Here is a 19317-nt window from a genome sequence, read left to right as displayed (position 1 = left end):
CAGTCAGATGGATGGATATTATTAGTATTAAAAACAAAAAACGCGCTGATGGCGCGTTTTTCTGTATTTTCCCGTCATTCTGGCTCTGAGGCCGGAATCTTGTTTGCTTTTAGCTGGTGTAGCTGCTGTCGGGGAAGTTTAGTCGCAGCGTTTTAAGCGCATTATCTTTCAGCTCCGGCAGGTTGAGCTGCTCATAGCATTCCACCATGATCTCCAGTGCCCTTTGTAAATGGGGGGAATCAGGGTAGTTTTCCAGCACATATTTACCCCTGTTTGCTGCAGCAACATACGCCTGCCGCTTCATATAATAACTGGCGATGGCCAGCTCATAGCGGGCCAGACGATCTTTTATAAACAGCATACGCTTTTGCGCATCGGCGGCATATTTACTGTCGGGGTACTTTTCAATCAGGCGGCGAAAATCATCAAAGGCTTCTCTGGCTTTGGTGGGGTCACGATCGGCGCGATCAATACCAACAAAGTCCTGAAACACATTGCGCCCGGCATCCATGTTAACCAACCCGCGCATATACTGTGCGTAGTCAACATCGGAATGGTTGGGGTTGAGGCGCAAAAAACGGTCTATATTGGCCAGCGCCTGGTCGGTATCCCTGATTTTATAATAAGAATAGATTAAATCCAGCTGCACCTGATGGGACAAAGGTCCGAAGGGATACCTGGAGTCCAGTGCACTCAGCGTTTCCGCTGCGGCATTAAAATTACCGGTTTCCATATTCTGTTTGGCTTTTTCATAAAGCGCATTGGGCCCCTGGTTGGCAAGGGCGATATCTTTATCTTCCGGTGAACTGGAGCAGGCCGAGAGCAACAGGCCCGCGGATAGTAATATGGCAATGGAAACAACTCTGTTATTCATATTTCTCTTATATTCACTTGATGCGATGTTATCGGTTGTATTGAGTTCGCCAGCATAGACAGCAATTCGTCTTAAAAGTGCCAGTGTTTATCAATATTCTACCTGAGTGTGGGTAGCGATGCACTAATACCCGTTACCTAAAAAGGCATCAGACCTGATTGTCACTGACAAGCCGAAAGATGATATGATAGCGGCCTTTTTTATACCCCTGAGTCTTTTGATGCAACAAACCATAGAATTACAAGCAGTCGTTCCCGACAACCTGATTGGCAAAAGACTGGATCAGGTGCTTGCTGAGGTGTTCCCCGACTATTCGCGCTCCAGAATCAAAGAATGGATACTTGCGGGCTGCGTGCGAGTGAACGACGTCGTGGTGGATAAACCCAGAGAGAAGTTACTGGGTGGTGAAGCTGTGCATATTCAGGCGCAATTGCAGGAGCAACAGCAGCACCAGGCTGAAGATATTGAACTGGATATCCAGTTTGAGGATGAGCATATTCTGGTGATTAATAAGCCCGCCAATCTGGTAGTGCACCCCGGGGCAGGTAATCAACACGGCACATTACTCAATGCGTTGCTGAATCATGTTCCGGATATTGGTGCCGTACCAAGAGCCGGAATAGTCCACCGTCTGGACAAAGACACCACCGGGCTGATGGTGGTGGCCAAAACCGTACCGGCACAAACCCATCTGGTAACACAATTGCAGGCCCGGGAAATCAGTCGCGAATATGAGGCTGTGGTTAATGGTACTATGGTTGCCGGAGGCATCATTGATGAGCCTATAGGCCGGCATGATACCAAGCGCACCAGTATGGCGGTAAGAGCCATGGGCAAACCCGCGGTTACCCATTACCGGGTTAAGCAGAAATTTCGTGCCCACACCCATCTGCGTCTGAAACTCGAAACCGGACGCACCCATCAGATTAGGGTGCATATGGCGCATTTGCATCATCCTATTGTGGGGGATCCTTTGTATGGTGGTCGCCCCAGGCCCCCAAAATCGGCCAGCGAAACATTGCGTCAGTTTTTGCGTGATTTCAGACGCCAGGCATTGCATGCAGCGCAGCTGGAACTGGCTCATCCGGTCACCGGTGAATGGCTGAGCTGGCAGGCGCCGTTGCCACAAGACATGCAATCCTTGTTGGCGATATTGGCAAAAGATACCCGGGAACATGAACAGGATTGATCCGCTGCCGCTTATCACTCCACAGTGGCCTGCACCTGCGAATGTTAAAGCCTACAGCACCACCCGCAGTGGTGGAGTCAGTCAGGGGCCATACACCAGTTTTAACCTCGGCTTACATGTAGGTGATGATGCTGAATCGGTATTGCAAAATCGCAGCCTTTTACCCCACGCTGAACAGATCGTCTGGCTGAATCAGGTACATGGCGCCAGGGTGATAGAGCTGGATAAAAATAGTGGCCAGGATCAGCAGGCCGACGCCAGTGTTACCACCCACAAGCAGGTAGCCTGTGCCGTTATGACCGCAGATTGTTTACCACTGCTGCTGTGTCATAAACAGGCCAAAGCCGTTGCTGCGGTACATTGTGGCTGGCGCGGGCTGGCGGCAGGCGTTATCGCTAACACTCTGGACACATTACCCGATATCCCAGCAAATTATCTGGCCTGGTTAGGTCCGGCAATTGGTCCGCAGGCTTTTGAAGTCGGGCAAGAAGTATTGGAGCATTTCCCCTCTCAGCAGGGCGCTTTTAACCGGGGCAAACAAGCGGGCAAGTATCTGGCTAATATTTACGCGCTGGCATCCGGTCAACTTCAACAGCTGGGTGTCAAAGATATTTACAGCGGGAATTATTGTACTTTTAGTCAGGCCGACCACTTCTTCTCTTACCGCCGGGACGGCCAGACCGGCAGAATGGCCAGTGTTATTTGCATAGCAAATTAGCTGTTCACAACCTGATTTAACCATTTGGTGCTCCATGTGGCAGTTTAAAACAATCAGGCTGTTTTTTGATCCTGCGCAAGTTTTAATCACCTCCCAAACTTGATTCATGTGACGTCTGTACCCATAAATAAAGCAACTTAGCTTTTTATACAGGTACAAATCATGCGTTTAGATAAAATGACCAGCAAGTTCCAGCTTGCCATATCCGACGCCCAGTCTCTTGCGCTGGGCAGGGACCATCAATATATCGAGCCGGCTCACCTGATGATGGCACTGCTGAATCAGGAAGGGGGCTCGGTTAAGCCGTTGATGGAGCAGACCGGTGTTAACAGTAACTCTCTTCGCTCCGCCTTATCAGAGCTGATCGAGCGTTTGCCGCAGGTGCAGGGCGTCGGCGGCGACGTGCAGTTGGGTAAAGATACTGCTGTATTGCTCAATCTTTGCGATAAAATCGCCCAGAAAAGAAAGGACGATTACATCACCTCAGAGATCTTTGTATTGGCGGCGATGCAGGACAAGGGCAAGCTTGGCGAAACGCTGCGTCAGCTTGGGCTCACTGAGCAAAAAGTTGAAAAGGCAATTGAAAAGCTTCGTGGCGGCCAGAAAGTGACCGATCCTAATGCCGAAGATGTACGCCAGGCATTGGAAAAATTTACCACCGATCTGACCGAGCGTGCAGAGCAGGGCAAGCTGGATCCGGTGATTGGCCGGGATGATGAGATTCGCCGTACCATTCAGGTATTGCAGCGTCGCACCAAGAACAACCCGGTGCTGATTGGTGAGCCCGGGGTGGGTAAAACCGCTATAGTTGAAGGGTTGGCCCAGCGCATTGTCAACGGTGAGGTGCCAGAGGGTTTAAAAGACAAAAAGGTTCTGAGCCTGGATATGGGCGCGCTGGTTGCGGGTGCTAAATACCGCGGTGAATTTGAAGAACGCCTCAAAGCGGTATTGAATGAACTGTCCAAAGAAGAGGGGCGGGTAATTCTGTTTATCGATGAATTACATACCATGGTGGGTGCCGGTAAGGGTGAAGGTGCCATGGATGCCGGCAATATGCTTAAACCAGCCTTGTCCCGTGGAGAGCTTCATTGTGTTGGTGCCACCACATTAGATGAATACCGCCAGTATATTGAAAAAGACGCCGCGCTGGAGCGAAGGTTCCAGAAGGTACTGGTGGATCAGCCGAATGTGGAGGATACCATCGCTATCCTGCGTGGTCTTAAAGAGCGCTATGAATTACACCATGCAGTAAATATCACTGACCCTGCGATAGTGGCGGCTGCCGCACTTTCTCATCGCTATATCAGTGACCGACAATTGCCGGACAAAGCCATCGACCTGATTGATGAAGCCGCTTCCAGTATTCGTCTGCAAATCGACTCCAAGCCGGAAGAAATGGATCGCCTGGAGCGCCGTATCATTCAGCTTAAACTCGAAGAGCAGGCTCTGAGCAAGGAAACCGACGACGCCAGTCATAAGCGTCTGGAGCTGATTGAGCAGGAAAGAGAACAACTGGAGCAGAAGTTCAAACAACTGGAAAAAATCTGGAATACCGAGAAATCTGCCATGCAGGGCACTCAGCATATTAAATCTGAGTTAGAGCAGGCCAAACTGGATCTGGAAATCGCCCGCCGTGCCAGTGATCTCAGTCGTATGTCTGAATTGCAATATGGACGTATTCCTGAGCTGGAACGGCGCTTAGAGCTGGCCGACGAAGCCCAGGGCCAGGAAACAACCCTGCTTAAAAATAAAGTTACCGAGACCGAAATTGCCGATGTGCTGTCGCGCTGGACCGGGATCCCGGTAGCGAAAATGCTTGAAGGTGAGCGGGATAAACTGCTGCGAATGGAGGACGCGCTGCATGACCGCGTCATAGGTCAGTCTGAGGCGGTGACCTCGGTTGCTAATGCTATACGTCGCTCCAGAGCCGGCCTTGCCGATCCTAACAGGCCAATTGGCTCCTTCCTGTTTTTAGGCCCCACAGGGGTGGGTAAAACGGAGCTGTGTAAGGCTCTGGCGGAATTTTTGTTCGACAGTGCCGATTCCATGGTGCGCATTGATATGTCCGAGTTTATGGAAAAACATTCGGTATCCCGTTTGGTTGGTGCGCCTCCGGGTTATGTGGGTTATGACGAAGGCGGTTATCTGACCGAGGCTGTCAGACGTAAGCCTTACTCTGTTATTCTTTTGGATGAAGTAGAAAAAGCCCATCCGGATGTGTTCAATATCTTATTGCAGGTTCTGGATGACGGACGATTGACCGATGGTCAGGGGCGTACGGTGGATTTTAAAAATACCGTCGTGATCATGACCTCTAACCTTGGTTCAGATGTGATTCAGGATAAGCATAAAGAAAGTCAGTACGAAGAGATGAAAGCGCTGGTGATGAACGTTGTGGTGCAACAGTTCAGACCGGAGTTTATCAACCGTATCGATGACACTGTGGTATTCCATCCGCTGGGCCATGAACAAATCAGGGAAATTGCCGAAATTCAGCTCGCTTCTCTGAAAGCCAGACTGGCAGAAAAGGGTTATCAGCTGGAACTGACTCAGAAGGCCCTGGATAAGCTCGCTGATGCCGGTTTTGATCCGGTGTACGGTGCCAGACCGCTGAAAAGGGCGATTCAGCATCAGCTTGAAAACCCACTGGCGCAAAAGCTACTGTCAGGAAATTTGCCACCGGATTCGGTAATAAAGGTGGATGCAGATGAAAACGGACTGGTATTTAGCTAAGCCGAAAAGTTGTTATGTAAAAAGCCGCATGCATGCGGCTTTCATTTTATGATTAATCTGCTTACTGAACAATTTGAGGGTAAGAAAATTCACTTTATGGTATCGTGCATGGCCTGTTTCTAGGAGGACTTAATGCCAGAAAGTAAACGTAAAGGTATTTACCTGTTACCTAATTTATTAACCACCGGTGGCCTGTTTTCAGGTTTCTATGCGGTGGTTTCTGCTATGAACGGCCATTTTGAGGCGGCCGCCATCGCCATCTTTGTGGCCATGTTATTCGATGGTCTGGACGGGCGGGTGGCCAGAATGACCAATACTCAGAGTGACTTTGGTGCCGAATATGACTCCATGGCCGATATGGTCTCATTTGGTATAGCGCCAGCTCTTATTGCCTACACCTGGGGCCTCACTGAGCTTGGTAAACTGGGCTGGCTGGCGGCATTTGTCTATGTAGCAGGCGCAGCATTAAGGCTGGCCAGATTCAATACTCAGGTTGGTACTGCCGATAAGCGTTACTTTCAGGGCTTAGCCAGTCCCGCCGCCGCCGCTCTGGTAGCAGGCCTGGTATGGGTTGGTGTCGAGTATGATATTTCCGGTGATGACTATGGATTCCTGGTGGCGTTACTGACCGCAGCGGCAGGCTTGCTGATGATCAGTAACTTTAAGTACAACTCATTTAAGGAAGTCAACTGGCACGGTAAAGTGCCCTTTGTGGCCTTGCTGGTGGTCATGCTGATTTTCGTGATTGTGGCCACCGCCCCCTCACTGGTGCTGTTTATTGCCTTTTTGCTGTACACCATCGCCGGTCCGGTCAACACCTTCAGAAGCGTTGATAAGGTCAAGCTTGAACATGTTTTAGGTGATACTGACGAAAGCAGTGACGCCGACTTTGATGCCGCTGAGGAAAAGTCAGAGCAAAAAGACACCGGAACTGACCCAAAAGCAGAAAAACACTAACCTTTGTGAGCCCCGTCTTATGCGGGGCGTTTTGTTTTACTAACACCCGCGTGCACTTCTCTCCCAATATTGTCATATTTTTTTACAATCCTTTGTTAGTTCCCCCAAAAAATCATCTAAGCATATGATTATTAATGACTATCTATAGTGGTTTGATTATTGCTTTACTTCGTTGCAGTGTTTTTCACTTCGCTTGCTTATAACTAAAAAGGTAACAACATGAAGTACATAAAAAAATTAATAGTTGCAACGAGTTTGATGTTTGCCAGTCTGGGAATGGCGTCTTTTTCGGCAAATGCCATCATGATCACGCAGGAGTTTGGTGACTTCGACGCTGGAATTACGGGATCTTTTACGGTAGATATCGATGATTCAGTGCTGAATCAGGGCGATGGTCTCGTATACTTCAATGAAGATAATCTGGTGAGCTTTGAGTTTCTTGGCTGGCCTTTCTATGAATTTTTTCTGTTTGAAGTAGGTATTGATACCGACAATGTATTTGGTGGTATTGAGTTCCTGACTTTTGATATAAATGATTTATTCTTTGATGAAGTCTGGGCGTTTTCGCTGATTATCGATGAATATGCTCCGGAATTTAATTTCCTGGATATCTTCAATGAAGAGACCGCAGAGCCTATTTACTTTAATTCTGGTGAAGCAATTGCGTTCGGCGATGCCACTTATGTACCAGAGCCGTCTACTGTAGCTCTGTTTGGTCTTGCACTGATGGCCTTAGGTTTACGTCGTCGTATGGTGAAGTAAAGTAATAGCAGAAAACGGGGCAGATCTTTTTATCTGTCTTTGCTAAAAATCCCCCGCCAGCCGGGGGATTTTTTTGCCCTGTAGGTTTGGCTCCATAGCTCTTCTCTACCCTTCTTACTTCTACAACACTGACCAATACAACATTACCCTTTGAATGTAGTGCAGGCCAGATAATCTGGTGTAGTTAATCAGGCATTACATTTGCCATCAGCGCAACAGAGTATTGCTCAACCTCTGATATAAGCTGTTTAATGCAGATTCGGGATACTCTCACCCCAGGTAAGGCTATCTTAAGCTTGTATTCTTTTAGCCTTTGATGACCAGCAAGCTCTGGCTGTTCTGAACCATGGTATGGATATTTCTCAGCCACCTTACCTCATTGGATGGTATGTATTGAAGTGCCTGCAAAACTAAAGCAGCTTTAAAGTTCAGTTAACCTGATGTCATGTACAGCGAAGCAAGAACCACAAACCGTAGCGGTTACTCCGATAGCGCAATGGCAGAATATCAGCGGGTTGTTATCGGCGGGACTTCTACAAGCTACGTCGGGCTTGTTATCGGTAGGTCAACTATGTGGGTTAAGGGGCACTGATTACATCAACGCGGATAAGCCGCTTCCGGATAGCACAGGAAAGTAGTATTTTCGGGTTGTATCTGAATAAAAAAAGCCCCGCGAATGCGGGGCTTTGGTTTTAGTTACCTATAACGCAGTTATCAGGGCTGTACTTCAAGTACAGTCGTGCCCTGAGCCACACCTTCATCGTCATAGAAGGTGATGGCACCCATATACAATCCTTCAGGGTCAAGTCCGCGGGCGGTTACAGTAATATTATTGTAACGGCCTTCAATTGCTCTGCGGCTGGACAACACTCTGGTGCTGGAGTCAGCCTGATCTGCAATCCATACGGGCATAGTGTAGTCTGTGGTCGTCTCACCGGCCAGATCCCATCCATGGACAAAGGTAATGTAAACATCACCAATAGCTCCGTTAGCTCTGGGCTCAGGATTAGTCAGGATCACATCCTCGTTGGAACCAGCGTTGAATGACTCTCCAACCTGGGTACAGGACCATTCGTCACAACGATAGACATAGAGATCCAGATCGGCACCTTCTGCGTCCACCAGACTGTCACGCAAGCTGAACCTGGCGACCTGAGTGCCTTCTGGTACCAGGTAGGCATGGAAGCCCAATCCAGGTTCGTTGAAGGCATAAGTTGAGTCAGGATCTTGCGCCACAGTTCCTGCACTGCCAAAAGGAGCAACCAGACCGGCATGATCAGTACTGGTGGCACCGCTATAGAGCATCTGTACAGGGAAGGAGGCCCGCCCACGATTCAGTTGCAGTGACAGCGACTCTGGTACATCAATTTTCACTTCCGGCACCGCCTTGATGGCGATAGGAGAGCGAACTTCATGCCCGTTGCCATCTGTCCAGGTAATGGCGCCAAATGCCCATTCATTGACTACAGCATCCGGAGTTCTGTTAAAGGTCAGCGCAAAGCTGGCTTTGCCATCCGCTGCTACCACCAAATCATCAGTTGGGGTCTCATTACCCGCACCGTCATAAGTGGTTACCGTAACATCAATACCTTCAGGCATGTCAATAGAGGCCACATAGGTACCGCCAAGGCCGGACATATCCGTCACAGTGCGGGAGATGGTCTTGCTCTGAATTAAGTCAGATACCGCAATAGAAGGATAGTTAAGCTGAGTCGCATCATCGGAGAATCCTGCTCCGGTAAGGTCAGAGCAACTCACTCCGGCCTCACTAGTAACAAAGTCTCCTTCACCCAGACCACACATAAAGGCAAAGTAATCGCCGGCGTTTAGTTCATAAGTTAAACCAGGCTCCATTGCATTGACTGGTGCGGCATGCCCGGCACCATAGTCGAAGGGATCTGCTTGTGTGACGCCATCTTCCTTGGTGATATTCTGACGGGCTGTAGTCATCAGCGCTGATTTGATCTGCGCTGGTGTCCAGTCAGGGTGTTGGCCTTTAAGCAATGCCGCCATACCCGCAATGTGCGGTGAAGACATAGATGTGCCCTGTAGATAAGCGAATGACTCCCCACTTGCACCAAACATAGGTTCTGCAGTCGTGGCTGCAAGGATTCTTACTCCTGGAGCAGTAATATCAGGCTTGATAATATCTTCAGTTGAACCGTTAGGGCCGCGGGAAGAGAACCCAGCCATCATGTTACCGACCTCGGTGGCTTCACCGGCAATCAGCGAGTCGGTCAGTGTTATATTTGTGACCGAGTTGGAAACACTGGAGCTAAGAGCCACACCATCTGAATTGCTGACCATCGCCCCTGGAATATTAACCTCAGAGCCGCCCATTGCGAACGGCGTGCCTGCCTGATTGTTGTAAACCACAACACCAACAGCCCCTGCTGCTTCGGCATTGTTAAACTTATCGGTAAAGGCACAGCTACCGCGGGAAATCAGCGCGATTTTGCCGTCCATTTCCGCTGCATTACTCAGCTCACCACAGGCTTCCAGAGGTTCGGCGATAACCAGATCACCGCTTAACCCACCTTCGGGTACTGCCGGAGCAATGGCAGCCGGAACACTTAAAAAATCACTACCGGCCAGATCCCCTGAATTAACTGCAAGGGTATTACCGATTATTGCTGAAGTACCATCGTAAGTGGAAGCTCCGACACTGGTTACCCATGGAGCAGGGGTGCCCACTGTAACAGCATCCGGACCATCGTTACCGGCTGAAACCGAAACAAACACCCCGGCATTGGCAGCTCGCAGCATGGCTGATGCTGCGGGTGTAGTCAGATCGGTCAGGCTGCCTCCAATAGAGTAGTTGAGGACATCAACACCATCTTCAATGGCCTGGTCTATAGCCGCCATCGAGTCGGAATAAAAACAGCCGCGTTCATTGACGCCCTCCGGACTCACATAATCACTGTTCCAGCACACTTTATAAGCTGCAACTCTGGCTTTTGGTGCAATACCAGTGACGGTGTCTACAGGGAAGCCTGAAATACTTGCTGATACGTCTTCATTACCCGCCGCGGTTGAGGCAGTATGGCTTCCGTGGCCATCGGCATCGCGGGGAGACTCAAACTCACCCAGACCATATTGGATCTCATAGGTGGCTTCAAAACCAGCTTTAAAATATCGGGCACCGATCAATTTATTATTACAATTGAAGGTACCGGCATCAGCTTCAACACCTGCATCACAAGTGCCAGTCCAGCCAATATCTGCCGGGTCGGAGTAGCTACCATCATCGGCGAAACTTGGATGTTCTGGCCAGATGCCGGTATCCAGAACACCAACTACAACATCATCACCTTTAATACCCAGTGTGTGTTGGCCATTGGCGCCGTTAAGGCCCAGGAACTCTGGGGTGTTGGCGGTATTCAAAGGTTGTGCTTCATCAGCCCATACACCCATAACATCAGGGTGATTGCGAAGCTTTTCTGCCTGCTCCTGACTTAACTTTGCGGCAAAGCCATTAAATGTATGGGTATAGTTGTACAGCACGTCAACTGCGCCGATTTCCTGGGCTATGGCTTGTTGCTTATTTTTCATCGCCTGAACATAAGCCTGCATTTTTGCAGACTTCGCGTTATACAGGTTGCCTTTGTTAGCGGCCAGATGGTTGCTGGATCTTAATTCGCCAATATCCTGGGCATGGCCGACACCGGACTTACCTTTTAATTGAACAATATAAGAAGCGCTTTGTGATTTAGCTTTGTTAGATGGACTTGCTGGTGATTGAGTGGCTTGTAATTTACTGCGATCGACTGAAACTTCCAGCGCCAGGCTGTTGCCTGCGATCATACCTGTTGCGAGGGTTGCAGAAATCAGGCTACCCAGTAGTGACTTTTTAAAGGTCATCCGTCATCTCCCGTTGTAATTTTTATGCTTTTTAACAATTATCAGGCTTGGTTTATTAGTTGTTACCCGATAACCGCATTATTGTGACTTAACTTTATTAGGTCCTCTGCAAGCAAGCCGGTATGGAGTTTCATAATAGCGTGACCCATATATGCTGATATAAAGAGCATGGATAACGACAACAACATATCAACTTTGCCAGTCGAGACAAAAAAGAAGCTCTAAGTCGTAACAAAATGTACTAGCAAGATTCAATCCATCCTATAACATATTGTTATTTAAAGGTTTAAATAAAGCGGTTATGAATAGTGTAAAAATTCCAGACAGCTTTCTGTGATCCTGCCACGAACATGCAAATTGTCTGTTAATAATGCTTTAAGGTGAAATAATGAGCACTTGACACAAAAGCGTGATTTTTCCCTTGCACCGGGTTCTGTTCTCTGTAAAATGCGCGCCACTTCGACGGGGTAAGATGCTTACACCGGGTCAGGATGACGACCGAAGGGGATGGCAGTTTGGCTGCTATCATCATAAGGAACGTGAAGGGGTTAGCGTTGACGATTAGTGTTACTAATTGGCGCAAAACACCTTGACAGTGACCCCGGATAGCGTAAAATGCGCGTCCCGCTTGAGAGAGGCCTTGAAGGTGCTTTGAGCGACTGTTCTTTAACAATTAGCAACAAGACAATCTGTGTGGGCACTCATTAAAAGAGTGTCAGCCAAAAAAGTTATATTCATGATTTATTTAATTGAAGAGTTTGATCATGGCTCAGATTGAACGCTGGCGGCAGGCCTAACACATGCAAGTCGAGCGGTAACATTTCTAGCTTGCTAGAAGATGACGAGCGGCGGACGGGTGAGTAATACTTGGGGATCTGCCTGATGGCGGGGGACAACCACTGGAAACGGTGGCTAATACCGCATAATGTCTTCGGACCAAAGTATGGGACCTTCGGGCCATACACCATCAGAGGAACCCAAGCGAGATTAGCTAGTAGGTGAGGTAAAGGCTCACCTAGGCGACGATCTCTAGCTGTTCTGAGAGGAAGATCAGCCACACTGGGACTGAGACACGGCCCAGACTCCTACGGGAGGCAGCAGTGGGGAATATTGGACAATGGGGGCAACCCTGATCCAGCCATGCCGCGTGTGTGAAGAAGGCCTTCGGGTTGTAAAGCACTTTCAGTGGTGAGGAAGGGGAGTATGTTAATAGCGTACTTCATTGACGTTAGCCACAGAAGAAGCACCGGCTAACTCCGTGCCAGCAGCCGCGGTAATACGGAGGGTGCGAGCGTTAATCGGAATTACTGGGCGTAAAGCGCACGCAGGCGGCTTGTTAAGCCAGATGTGAAAGCCCCGGGCTCAACCTGGGAGGGTCATTTGGAACTGGCAAGCTAGAGTCTTGGAGAGGGGAGTGGAATTCCAGGTGTAGCGGTGAAATGCGTAGAGATCTGGAGGAACATCAGTGGCGAAGGCGGCTCCCTGGCCAAAGACTGACGCTCATGTGCGAAAGTGTGGGTAGCGAACAGGATTAGATACCCTGGTAGTCCACACCGTAAACGCTGTCTACTAGCTGTGTGCGAATTTAATTTGTGCGTAGCGAAGCTAACGCGCTAAGTAGACCGCCTGGGGAGTACGGCCGCAAGGTTAAAACTCAAATGAATTGACGGGGGCCCGCACAAGCGGTGGAGCATGTGGTTTAATTCGATGCAACGCGAAGAACCTTACCTACTCTTGACATACTGGGAATTTAGCAGAGATGCTTTAGTGCCTTCGGGAATCCAGATACAGGTGCTGCATGGCTGTCGTCAGCTCGTGTCGTGAGATGTTGGGTTAAGTCCCGCAACGAGCGCAACCCTTGTCCTTAGTTGCCAGCATTAGGTTGGGCACTCTAAGGAGACTGCCGGTGACAAACCGGAGGAAGGTGGGGACGACGTCAAGTCATCATGGCCCTTACGAGTAGGGCTACACACGTGCTACAATGGTTGGTACAGAGGGAAGCGAGACCGCGAGGTGGAGCGGATCCCTTAAAGCCAATCGTAGTCCGGATCGGAGTCTGCAACTCGACTCCGTGAAGTCGGAATCGCTAGTAATCGCAGGTCAGCATACTGCGGTGAATACGTTCCCGGGCCTTGTACACACCGCCCGTCACACCATGGGAGTGGGATGCAAAAGAAGTGGTTAGCTTAACCTTCGGGAGGGCGATCACCACTTTGTGTTTCATGACTGGGGTGAAGTCGTAACAAGGTAACCCTAGGGGAACCTGGGGTTGGATCACCTCCTTACGTAAGGCTGCGCTTTTTTAGTGTAGTGTCCACACAGATTGTTTTGTTGGTAAGAAGAACGAGCGAGATTATGGGTCTGTAGCTCAGCTGGTTAGAGCGCACCCCTGATAAGGGTGAGGTCGGTAGTTCAAGTCTACTCAGACCCACCAATCATGAATGCTAAGTGATAAGTTATGAATGCTGAGTGAACGCATTCAGTCCTAATCACTCATCATTCAGCATTATCAAGGGGCTATAGCTCAGCTGGGAGAGCGCCTGCCTTGCACGCAGGAGGTCAGCGGTTCGATCCCGCTTAGCTCCACCACTTCATTGTGGTGAAAGACGAGAAGAATAACCTTAATGAATAAGCACTTTAGAAGTGTGTATTGATTAAGGTTTTTTAAGCCTTAAACCTGTTCTTTAACAATTTGGACAAGCTGATAAAGAAATCATCCAGCTAAATTAAGCAATTGATTTAGCTAGAAGTAGCGTCATTGGTATTCTTGATTAGAGAATGTTGATGAAGTTGTTTGGCTGTAGAGCACTGAATTACGACGTAATTTGGGGTTGTATGGTTAAGTAACAAAGCGTATACGGTGGATGCCTAGGCAGTTAGAGGCGATGAAGGACGTGTAAGTCTGCGAAAAGCTGTGGTGAGCTGACAAAACGCATTTGAGCCACAGATGTCCGAATGGGGAAACCCAGTGCATTTATGCATTATCACTTAGTGAATACATAGCTAAGTGAGGCGAACCGGGAGAACTGAAACATCTAAGTACCCCGAGGAAAAGAAATCAACCGAGATTCCCCTAGTAGCGGCGAGCGAACGGGGAGTAGCCCTTAAGTTATCAGTGTTTTAGTGGAAGGCTCTGGAAAGTGCCGCCATAGTGGGTGATAGCCCCGTACACAAAGGAACGCTGATAGTGAAATCGAGTAGGTCGGGACACGTGTTATCTTGACTGAACATGGGGGACCATCCTCCAAGGCTAAATACTCCTAACTGACCGATAGTGAACCAGTACCGTGAGGGAAAGGCGAAAAGAACCCCTGTGAGGGGAGTGAAATAGAACCTGAAACCGTATACGTACAAGCAGTCGGAGCCCTTCGGGGTGACGGCGTACCTTTTGTATAATGGGTCAGCGACTTATATTTAGTAGCGAGGTTAACCGATTAGGGGAGCCGTAGCGAAAGCGAGTGTTAACTGCGCGTTCAGTTGCTAGGTATAGACCCGAAACCCGGTGATCTAGCCATGGGCAGGTTGAAGGTTGAGTAACATCAACTGGAGGACCGAACTCACTAATGTTGAAAAATTAGGAGATGACTTGTGGCTGGGGGTGAAAGGCCAATCAAACCGGGAGATAGCTGGTTCTCCCCGAAAGCTATTTAGGTAGCGCCTCGGACGAACACCTACGGGGTAGAGCACTGTTTGGGCTAGGGGGTCATCCCGACTTACCAACCCCATGCAAACTCCGAATACCGTAGAGTGCTATCCGGGAGACACACGGCGGGTGCTAACGTCCGTCGTGAAGAGGGAAACAACCCAGACCGCCAGCTAAGGTCCCAAAATATTGCTAAGTGGGAAACGATGTGGAAAGGCCCAGACAGCTAGGAGGTTGGCTTAGAAGCAGCCACCCTTTAAAGAAAGCGTAATAGCTCACTAGTCGAGTCGGTCTGCGCGGAAGATGTAACGGGGCTAAGCAATATACCGAAGCTGCGGCAGCGTGCATCACCAGAAGCTATTGGATTAACGTCGACGCGCGAAGCGCCCGACGGTAAAGCGTTCTCAACACAGTCGAGGCTGTATGGGAAAGCGAGATGCAGTAGTTTGTGGGATGCACGCTGGGTAGGGGAGCGTTGTGTAAGTGGCTGAAGGTGACTCGAGAGGGTTGCTGGACATATCACAAGTGCGAATGCTGACATGAGTAACGATAAAGGGGGTGAAAAACCCCCTCGCCGGAAGACCAAGGTTTCCTGTCCCATGCTAATCAGGGCAGGGTAAGTCGGCCCCTAAGGCGAGGCCGAAAGGCGTAGTCGATGGGAAACGGGTTAATATTCCCGTACCGGTATTATCAGTGAAGGGGGGACGGAGAAGGCTATGCAGGCATGGCGTTGGTAGTCCATGTGAAAGTGCGTAGGGAGATGAATTAGGTAAATCCGGTTCATTAATTCTGAGACACGAGACGAGTCACTACGGTGATGAAGTTGCAGATGCCCTGCTTCCAGGAAAAGCCTCTAAGCTTATGATAATACTGACCGTACCCCAAACCGACACAGGTGGTCAGGTAGAGAATACCAAGGCGCTTGAGAGAACTCGGGTGAAGGAACTCGGCAAAATAGTACCGTAACTTCGGGAGAAGGTACGCCCCTGTTTGTGAAGGCTTTACGCCGTAAGCGAATGGGGGCCGCAGTGACCAGGTGGCTGGGACTGTTTATTAAAAACACAGCACTGTGCTAAATCGAAAGATGACGTATACGGTGTGACACCTGCCCGGTGCCGGAAGGTTAATTGATGGGGTTAGCTTAGGCGAAGCTCTTGATCGAAGCCCCGGTAAACGGCGGCCGTAACTATAACGGTCCTAAGGTAGCGAAATTCCTTGTCGGGTAAGTTCCGACCTGCACGAATGGTGTAACCATGGCCACGCTGTCTCCACCCGAGACTCAGTGAAATTGAAATTGCCGTGAAGATGCGGTGTACCCGCGGCTAGACGGAAAGACCCCGTGAACCTTTACTACAGCTTGGCACTGAACATTGACCCTACATGTGTAGGATAGGTGGGAGGCTATGAAGCATTGTCGCCAGATGATGTGGAGCTGCCCTTGAAATACCACCCTTGTATGTTTGATGTTCTAACGTTGGTCCCTTATCGGGATTGCGGACAGTGTCTGGTGGGTAGTTTGACTGGGGCGGTCTCCTCCCAAAGCGTAACGGAGGAGCACGAAGGTTGGCTAATCCTGGTCGGACATCAGGAGGTTAGTGTAATGGCATAAGCCAGCTTAACTGCGAGACAGACACGTCGAGCAGGTACGAAAGTAGGTCATAGTGATCCGGTGGTTCTGAATGGAAGGGCCATCGCTCAACGGATAAAAGGTACTCCGGGGATAACAGGCTGATACCGCCCAAGAGTTCATATCGACGGCGGTGTTTGGCACCTCGATGTCGGCTCATCACATCCTGGGGCTGAAGTCGGTCCCAAGGGTATGGCTGTTCGCCATTTAAAGTGGTACGCGAGCTGGGTTTAGAACGTCGTGAGACAGTTCGGTCCCTATCTGCCGTGGGCGCTGGATGATTGAGGGGAGCTGCTCCTAGTACGAGAGGACCGGAGTGGACGAACCGCTGGTGTTCGGGTTGTCATGCCAATGGCACTGCCCGGTAGCTACGTTCGGAATCGATAACCGCTGAAAGCATCTAAGCGGGAAGCGAGCCCCAAGATGAGTCATCCCTGACAGTTTACTGTCCTGAAGGGTTGTCTGAGACTAAGACGTTGATAGGCAGGGTGTGGAAGCGTTGTAAGGCGTTAAGCTAACCTGTACTAATTGCCCGTGAGGCTTAACCATACAACGCCCAAATTACGATGTATGTGTAGCCACAACTGATTCAACCATGACGCTACAATTGATTTCTTTAAAGCTTGTACCAAATTATTAAAACCAGTTTTGCCTGGCGGCCATAGCGTTACGGAACCACCTGATCCATTCCGAACTCAGCAGTGAAACGTAACAGCGGCGATGGTAGTGTGGGGTTTCCCCATGTGAGAGTAGCACACCGCCAGGCTCCTATTCAGAATCAAGGCCACCTGTTATCAGGTGGCCTTTTTTCGTTGTGCGCAGCGAAAAGATTGAGTATCCCCTTACCTCAAATGTTACAGGTGGCCTGCTCCTGAATCAGGCTAGCGTGCCTACTTCATAGGCAAACCCAACCCATCGGACTGTCTAGGGGATAAGCGTATTGCAGGAGGGAGTCATCTGTCACCCGTCCCTGGGGCAGCCTCCAGCCTCGCCTCCCTGCTCGTCGTTCACTCAGCTGCGTTATGCCACAGGCATAACGGTCTTCGCTCACCCCCATGTGAGAGCACCCAGTAGGTCGGGCTTCAGTCCGACGCTGTTCACACCGCCAGGCTCCTATTCAGAATCAAGGCCACCTGTTATCAGGTGGCCCTGATTCGTTTCAGACACTTAAAACCTCTGTGTCCCTGCGCCTTTGCGAGATCATCTGGCTTTTTGTTTTTGATCTCGCAGAGACGCAGAGACGCTGAGATATGAATAGAATCAAAATACACAGTGCTTTTGGGAGAGAACATAGAGATTACACCGTCATCCTGATAAAAATCAGGATCTCTTAACAATGACGGTGCTGTTGATTATCCTCCTGCAGCAAGACCCATAAAGGTACCGGGGCAAACCCGGCATGACCTCTACTAATGCTGAATCACTTAAAGCGGCGTATTAAGGCTGGTCTTTTATCGGACCGATATACTCTGATGCGATAACGATGTTGTCCATATAGATATTGAAAGGAAATCTAGGTTTATCAACACCGCCAAAATAGTAATTGAACCAGATTTTTTCAATTTTGAGTTGTTTTGTCTTTCGGAACATTAATGCAGTTTCACTGAGGATCTTTATACCATCAATCCAGACTTCCAGAATGCCGTCTGATTGGTTAGGCGTGTTAAGTTTCAGGCGTTGCTCAATACAATACCAACGGCCGGGTGCGATAGTTGAAAGCGGATTCCCCCACGACAGAATACGACCATACTTACGATCTTGATCCGCTTCATAGAGGTAACTACCGATGGGCATATGGCCAAACCATGGGCTGTCGGGATTATCAATACTGGCATAGAAAGCGCCCCGTGCGGACCAGCCCTCGTAACCATCATTACCGCGACCACCCCAGCCAGCTTTGTTGTAGGTTCCACCAAAACCAGGCAGCTTACCACCTCCGCTGATATCGGCGCCAGGGGAAAGCTTTAGGTAATAACGAAAGTAAGCCTCTTCAGGTTCCTCTTCATGATGACGTCTAAAGTAGTAGTCGAGATTGAGGGCGAGATTCTTATCTGTGTCGAATTGAGCCAGGGCGCTGCGCCCATCTTTATCCAGGAAATGGCCGATATATTGATGGCTGACATAATCAAGAGTCGCCGCATTAGACCAGCGGCTTTCTTTTTGACCAACGGCTTCTGATACGGTGTCTAACCAGCTTTGGCGATCAAAATCATCGGCATAGTAGACATGCGGATGCTCCGCAATACCCTGATCGTCGGGATACTGAGCTGCCAGACCTTGTTGTTGTTGTACTTGCTGTTGGGGTATTGCCAACTGAATCAGGCTGATTTGGCTGCTGCCATATTGCTTGTCTGTCAGTTGCAACAGTAATTCAGCCCGCTTAATCTTGTTTGCTGAAATGTCTTCAGGGATAGTAAAGCTGAGTAATCCTAGCCGGTTGCCGCCAACCTTAATGATTTTCGCTTTACCCTGGGGTTTTCGAATGGCGGGGCCAATAAAAGTATCGATTTCGGCCTGTATATAGTACTCCTGCTCATCAGTATAAAGTAGCAGGTTAGGGGCTTTCAGATCCGGTGCTTCTTTGCTGAAAAAGTCAGCCGTACCTTTGCCATCTGTGGATTGCAGTAGCAGGAGTATTTGAGACTGCTGATAATCCACATCGGGTAGCTTAAGCAACACTGGTCTGGCCCGGTCGATGTCTTCAACGGTGAAGTCGAGTAATCTTTGATTTTCTGTATTGCTGATTAAGTCGCTGAATCCGCCCTCACTCCAGTACAGCAGGGCATCTCTGCTTGCGAACGCAAAAGTGGCAGATTCGTCCATCGGCAGAGCGCTGATGCGGCCACCACCCAACAGCGTGGTAAGAAGCAGAATTTTTGTCAGTTTGTCCATTTCTGGCGCCTTTTGTCATTCGGTTAGAGGTTAGCAAATCATGACTCAAATCTCGCCCTGA

At 49.5% G+C, this 19317-nt stretch carries 8 protein-coding genes, 2 tRNA genes and 3 rRNA genes; 10 read left to right on the top strand and 3 right to left on the bottom strand.

What is annotated here, in order from left to right:
* Positions 1–109: 109 nt before the first annotated feature.
* Positions 110–874, bottom strand: coding sequence for an outer membrane protein assembly factor BamD (locus AT746_RS13405; RefSeq protein WP_062481108.1), 765 nt, complete (start codon positions 872–874; stop codon positions 110–112).
* Positions 875–1094: 220 nt separating this feature from the next.
* Between AT746_RS13405 and rluD the strand changes: the two genes are divergently transcribed.
* From rluD to AT746_RS13380, 5 genes are all read left to right on the top strand, one after another.
* The gene (gene rluD / locus AT746_RS13400; RefSeq protein WP_062484230.1) at positions 1095–2063 is read left to right on the top strand and encodes a 23S rRNA pseudouridine(1911/1915/1917) synthase RluD; all 969 of its coding nucleotides are present in this window, start codon (positions 1095–1097) and stop codon (positions 2061–2063) included.
* Positions 2050–2781: a peptidoglycan editing factor PgeF gene (gene pgeF / locus AT746_RS13395; RefSeq protein ID WP_062481106.1), complete on the top strand. Its 732-nt coding sequence runs from the start codon at positions 2050–2052 to the stop codon at positions 2779–2781. Before rluD ends, pgeF begins: the two co-directional genes overlap by 14 nt.
* Before the next feature lie 162 nt (positions 2782–2943).
* Positions 2944–5514 carry an ATP-dependent chaperone ClpB gene (gene clpB / locus AT746_RS13390; protein WP_062481104.1) on the top strand — a complete coding sequence of 857 codons (2571 nt, stop codon included), beginning with the start codon at positions 2944–2946 and terminating at the stop codon, positions 5512–5514.
* 132 nt (positions 5515–5646) lie between these two features.
* Positions 5647–6471 carry a CDP-diacylglycerol--serine O-phosphatidyltransferase gene (pssA, locus tag AT746_RS13385; RefSeq protein ID WP_062481102.1) on the top strand — a complete coding sequence of 275 codons (825 nt, stop codon included), beginning with the start codon at positions 5647–5649 and terminating at the stop codon, positions 6469–6471.
* A 258-nt stretch (positions 6472–6729) separates the two neighbouring features.
* Entirely contained in the window at positions 6730–7233 is a 504-nt protein-coding gene (locus AT746_RS13380) for a PEP-CTERM sorting domain-containing protein (protein ID WP_062481100.1), read from the top strand.
* Between the two features lie 714 nt (positions 7234–7947).
* Here the strand turns inward: AT746_RS13380 and AT746_RS13375 are convergent.
* Positions 7948–11094 (bottom strand): S8 family serine peptidase, encoded by a 3147-nt coding sequence (locus tag AT746_RS13375; protein ID WP_062481098.1) that lies wholly within the window; start codon positions 11092–11094, stop codon positions 7948–7950.
* A gap of 746 nt (positions 11095–11840) precedes the next feature.
* On the opposite strand from AT746_RS13375, the gene AT746_RS13370 reads away from it, so the two are divergent.
* The 5 genes from AT746_RS13370 to rrf all read left to right on the top strand — a co-directional run bounded on the left by AT746_RS13370 (position 11841) and on the right by rrf (position 17130).
* Positions 11841–13379 (top strand): 16S ribosomal RNA (locus tag AT746_RS13370).
* 72 nt (positions 13380–13451) lie between these two features.
* Positions 13452–13528 (top strand) — tRNA-Ile (locus AT746_RS13365).
* Positions 13529–13607: 79 nt separating this feature from the next.
* Positions 13608–13683: transfer RNA gene (locus tag AT746_RS13360), tRNA-Ala, on the top strand.
* A gap of 248 nt (positions 13684–13931) precedes the next feature.
* Positions 13932–16913 (top strand): 23S ribosomal RNA (locus tag AT746_RS13355).
* A gap of 102 nt (positions 16914–17015) precedes the next feature.
* Positions 17016–17130, top strand: a 5S ribosomal RNA gene (gene rrf, locus AT746_RS13350).
* The 16S, 23S and 5S rRNA genes sit together here with 2 tRNA genes alongside, the layout of an rRNA operon.
* A gap of 671 nt (positions 17131–17801) precedes the next feature.
* Here the strand turns inward: rrf and AT746_RS13340 are convergent.
* Positions 17802–19256, bottom strand: a complete 1455-nt coding sequence (locus tag AT746_RS13340) for a polysaccharide lyase (protein ID WP_062481094.1) — start codon at positions 19254–19256, stop codon at positions 17802–17804.
* Between the last annotated feature and the right edge of the window lie 61 nt (positions 19257–19317).

This window comes from Lacimicrobium alkaliphilum, assembly GCF_001466725.1.
Taxonomy (GTDB): domain Bacteria; phylum Pseudomonadota; class Gammaproteobacteria; order Enterobacterales; family Alteromonadaceae; genus Lacimicrobium; species Lacimicrobium alkaliphilum_B.
This window is presented reverse-complemented; position numbering and strand designations above follow the sequence as displayed.

Excerpts from the sequence above, each read along its gene's own strand:
- pgeF (WP_062481106.1), top strand. The coding sequence starts at position 2,050 with ATGAACAGGATTGATCCGCTGCCGCTTATCACTCCACAGTGGCCTGCA.
- AT746_RS13375 (WP_062481098.1), bottom strand. The coding sequence starts at position 11,094 with ATGACCTTTAAAAAGTCACTACTGGGTAGCCTGATTTCTGCAACCCTC.
- AT746_RS13405 (WP_062481108.1), bottom strand. The coding sequence starts at position 874 with ATGAATAACAGAGTTGTTTCCATTGCCATATTACTATCCGCGGGCCTG.
- pssA (WP_062481102.1), top strand. The coding sequence starts at position 5,647 with ATGCCAGAAAGTAAACGTAAAGGTATTTACCTGTTACCTAATTTATTA.
- AT746_RS13340 (WP_062481094.1), bottom strand. The coding sequence starts at position 19,256 with ATGGACAAACTGACAAAAATTCTGCTTCTTACCACGCTGTTGGGTGGT.
- rluD (WP_062484230.1), top strand. The coding sequence starts at position 1,095 with ATGCAACAAACCATAGAATTACAAGCAGTCGTTCCCGACAACCTGATT.
- AT746_RS13380 (WP_062481100.1), top strand. The coding sequence starts at position 6,730 with ATGTTTGCCAGTCTGGGAATGGCGTCTTTTTCGGCAAATGCCATCATG.
- clpB (WP_062481104.1), top strand. The coding sequence starts at position 2,944 with ATGCGTTTAGATAAAATGACCAGCAAGTTCCAGCTTGCCATATCCGAC.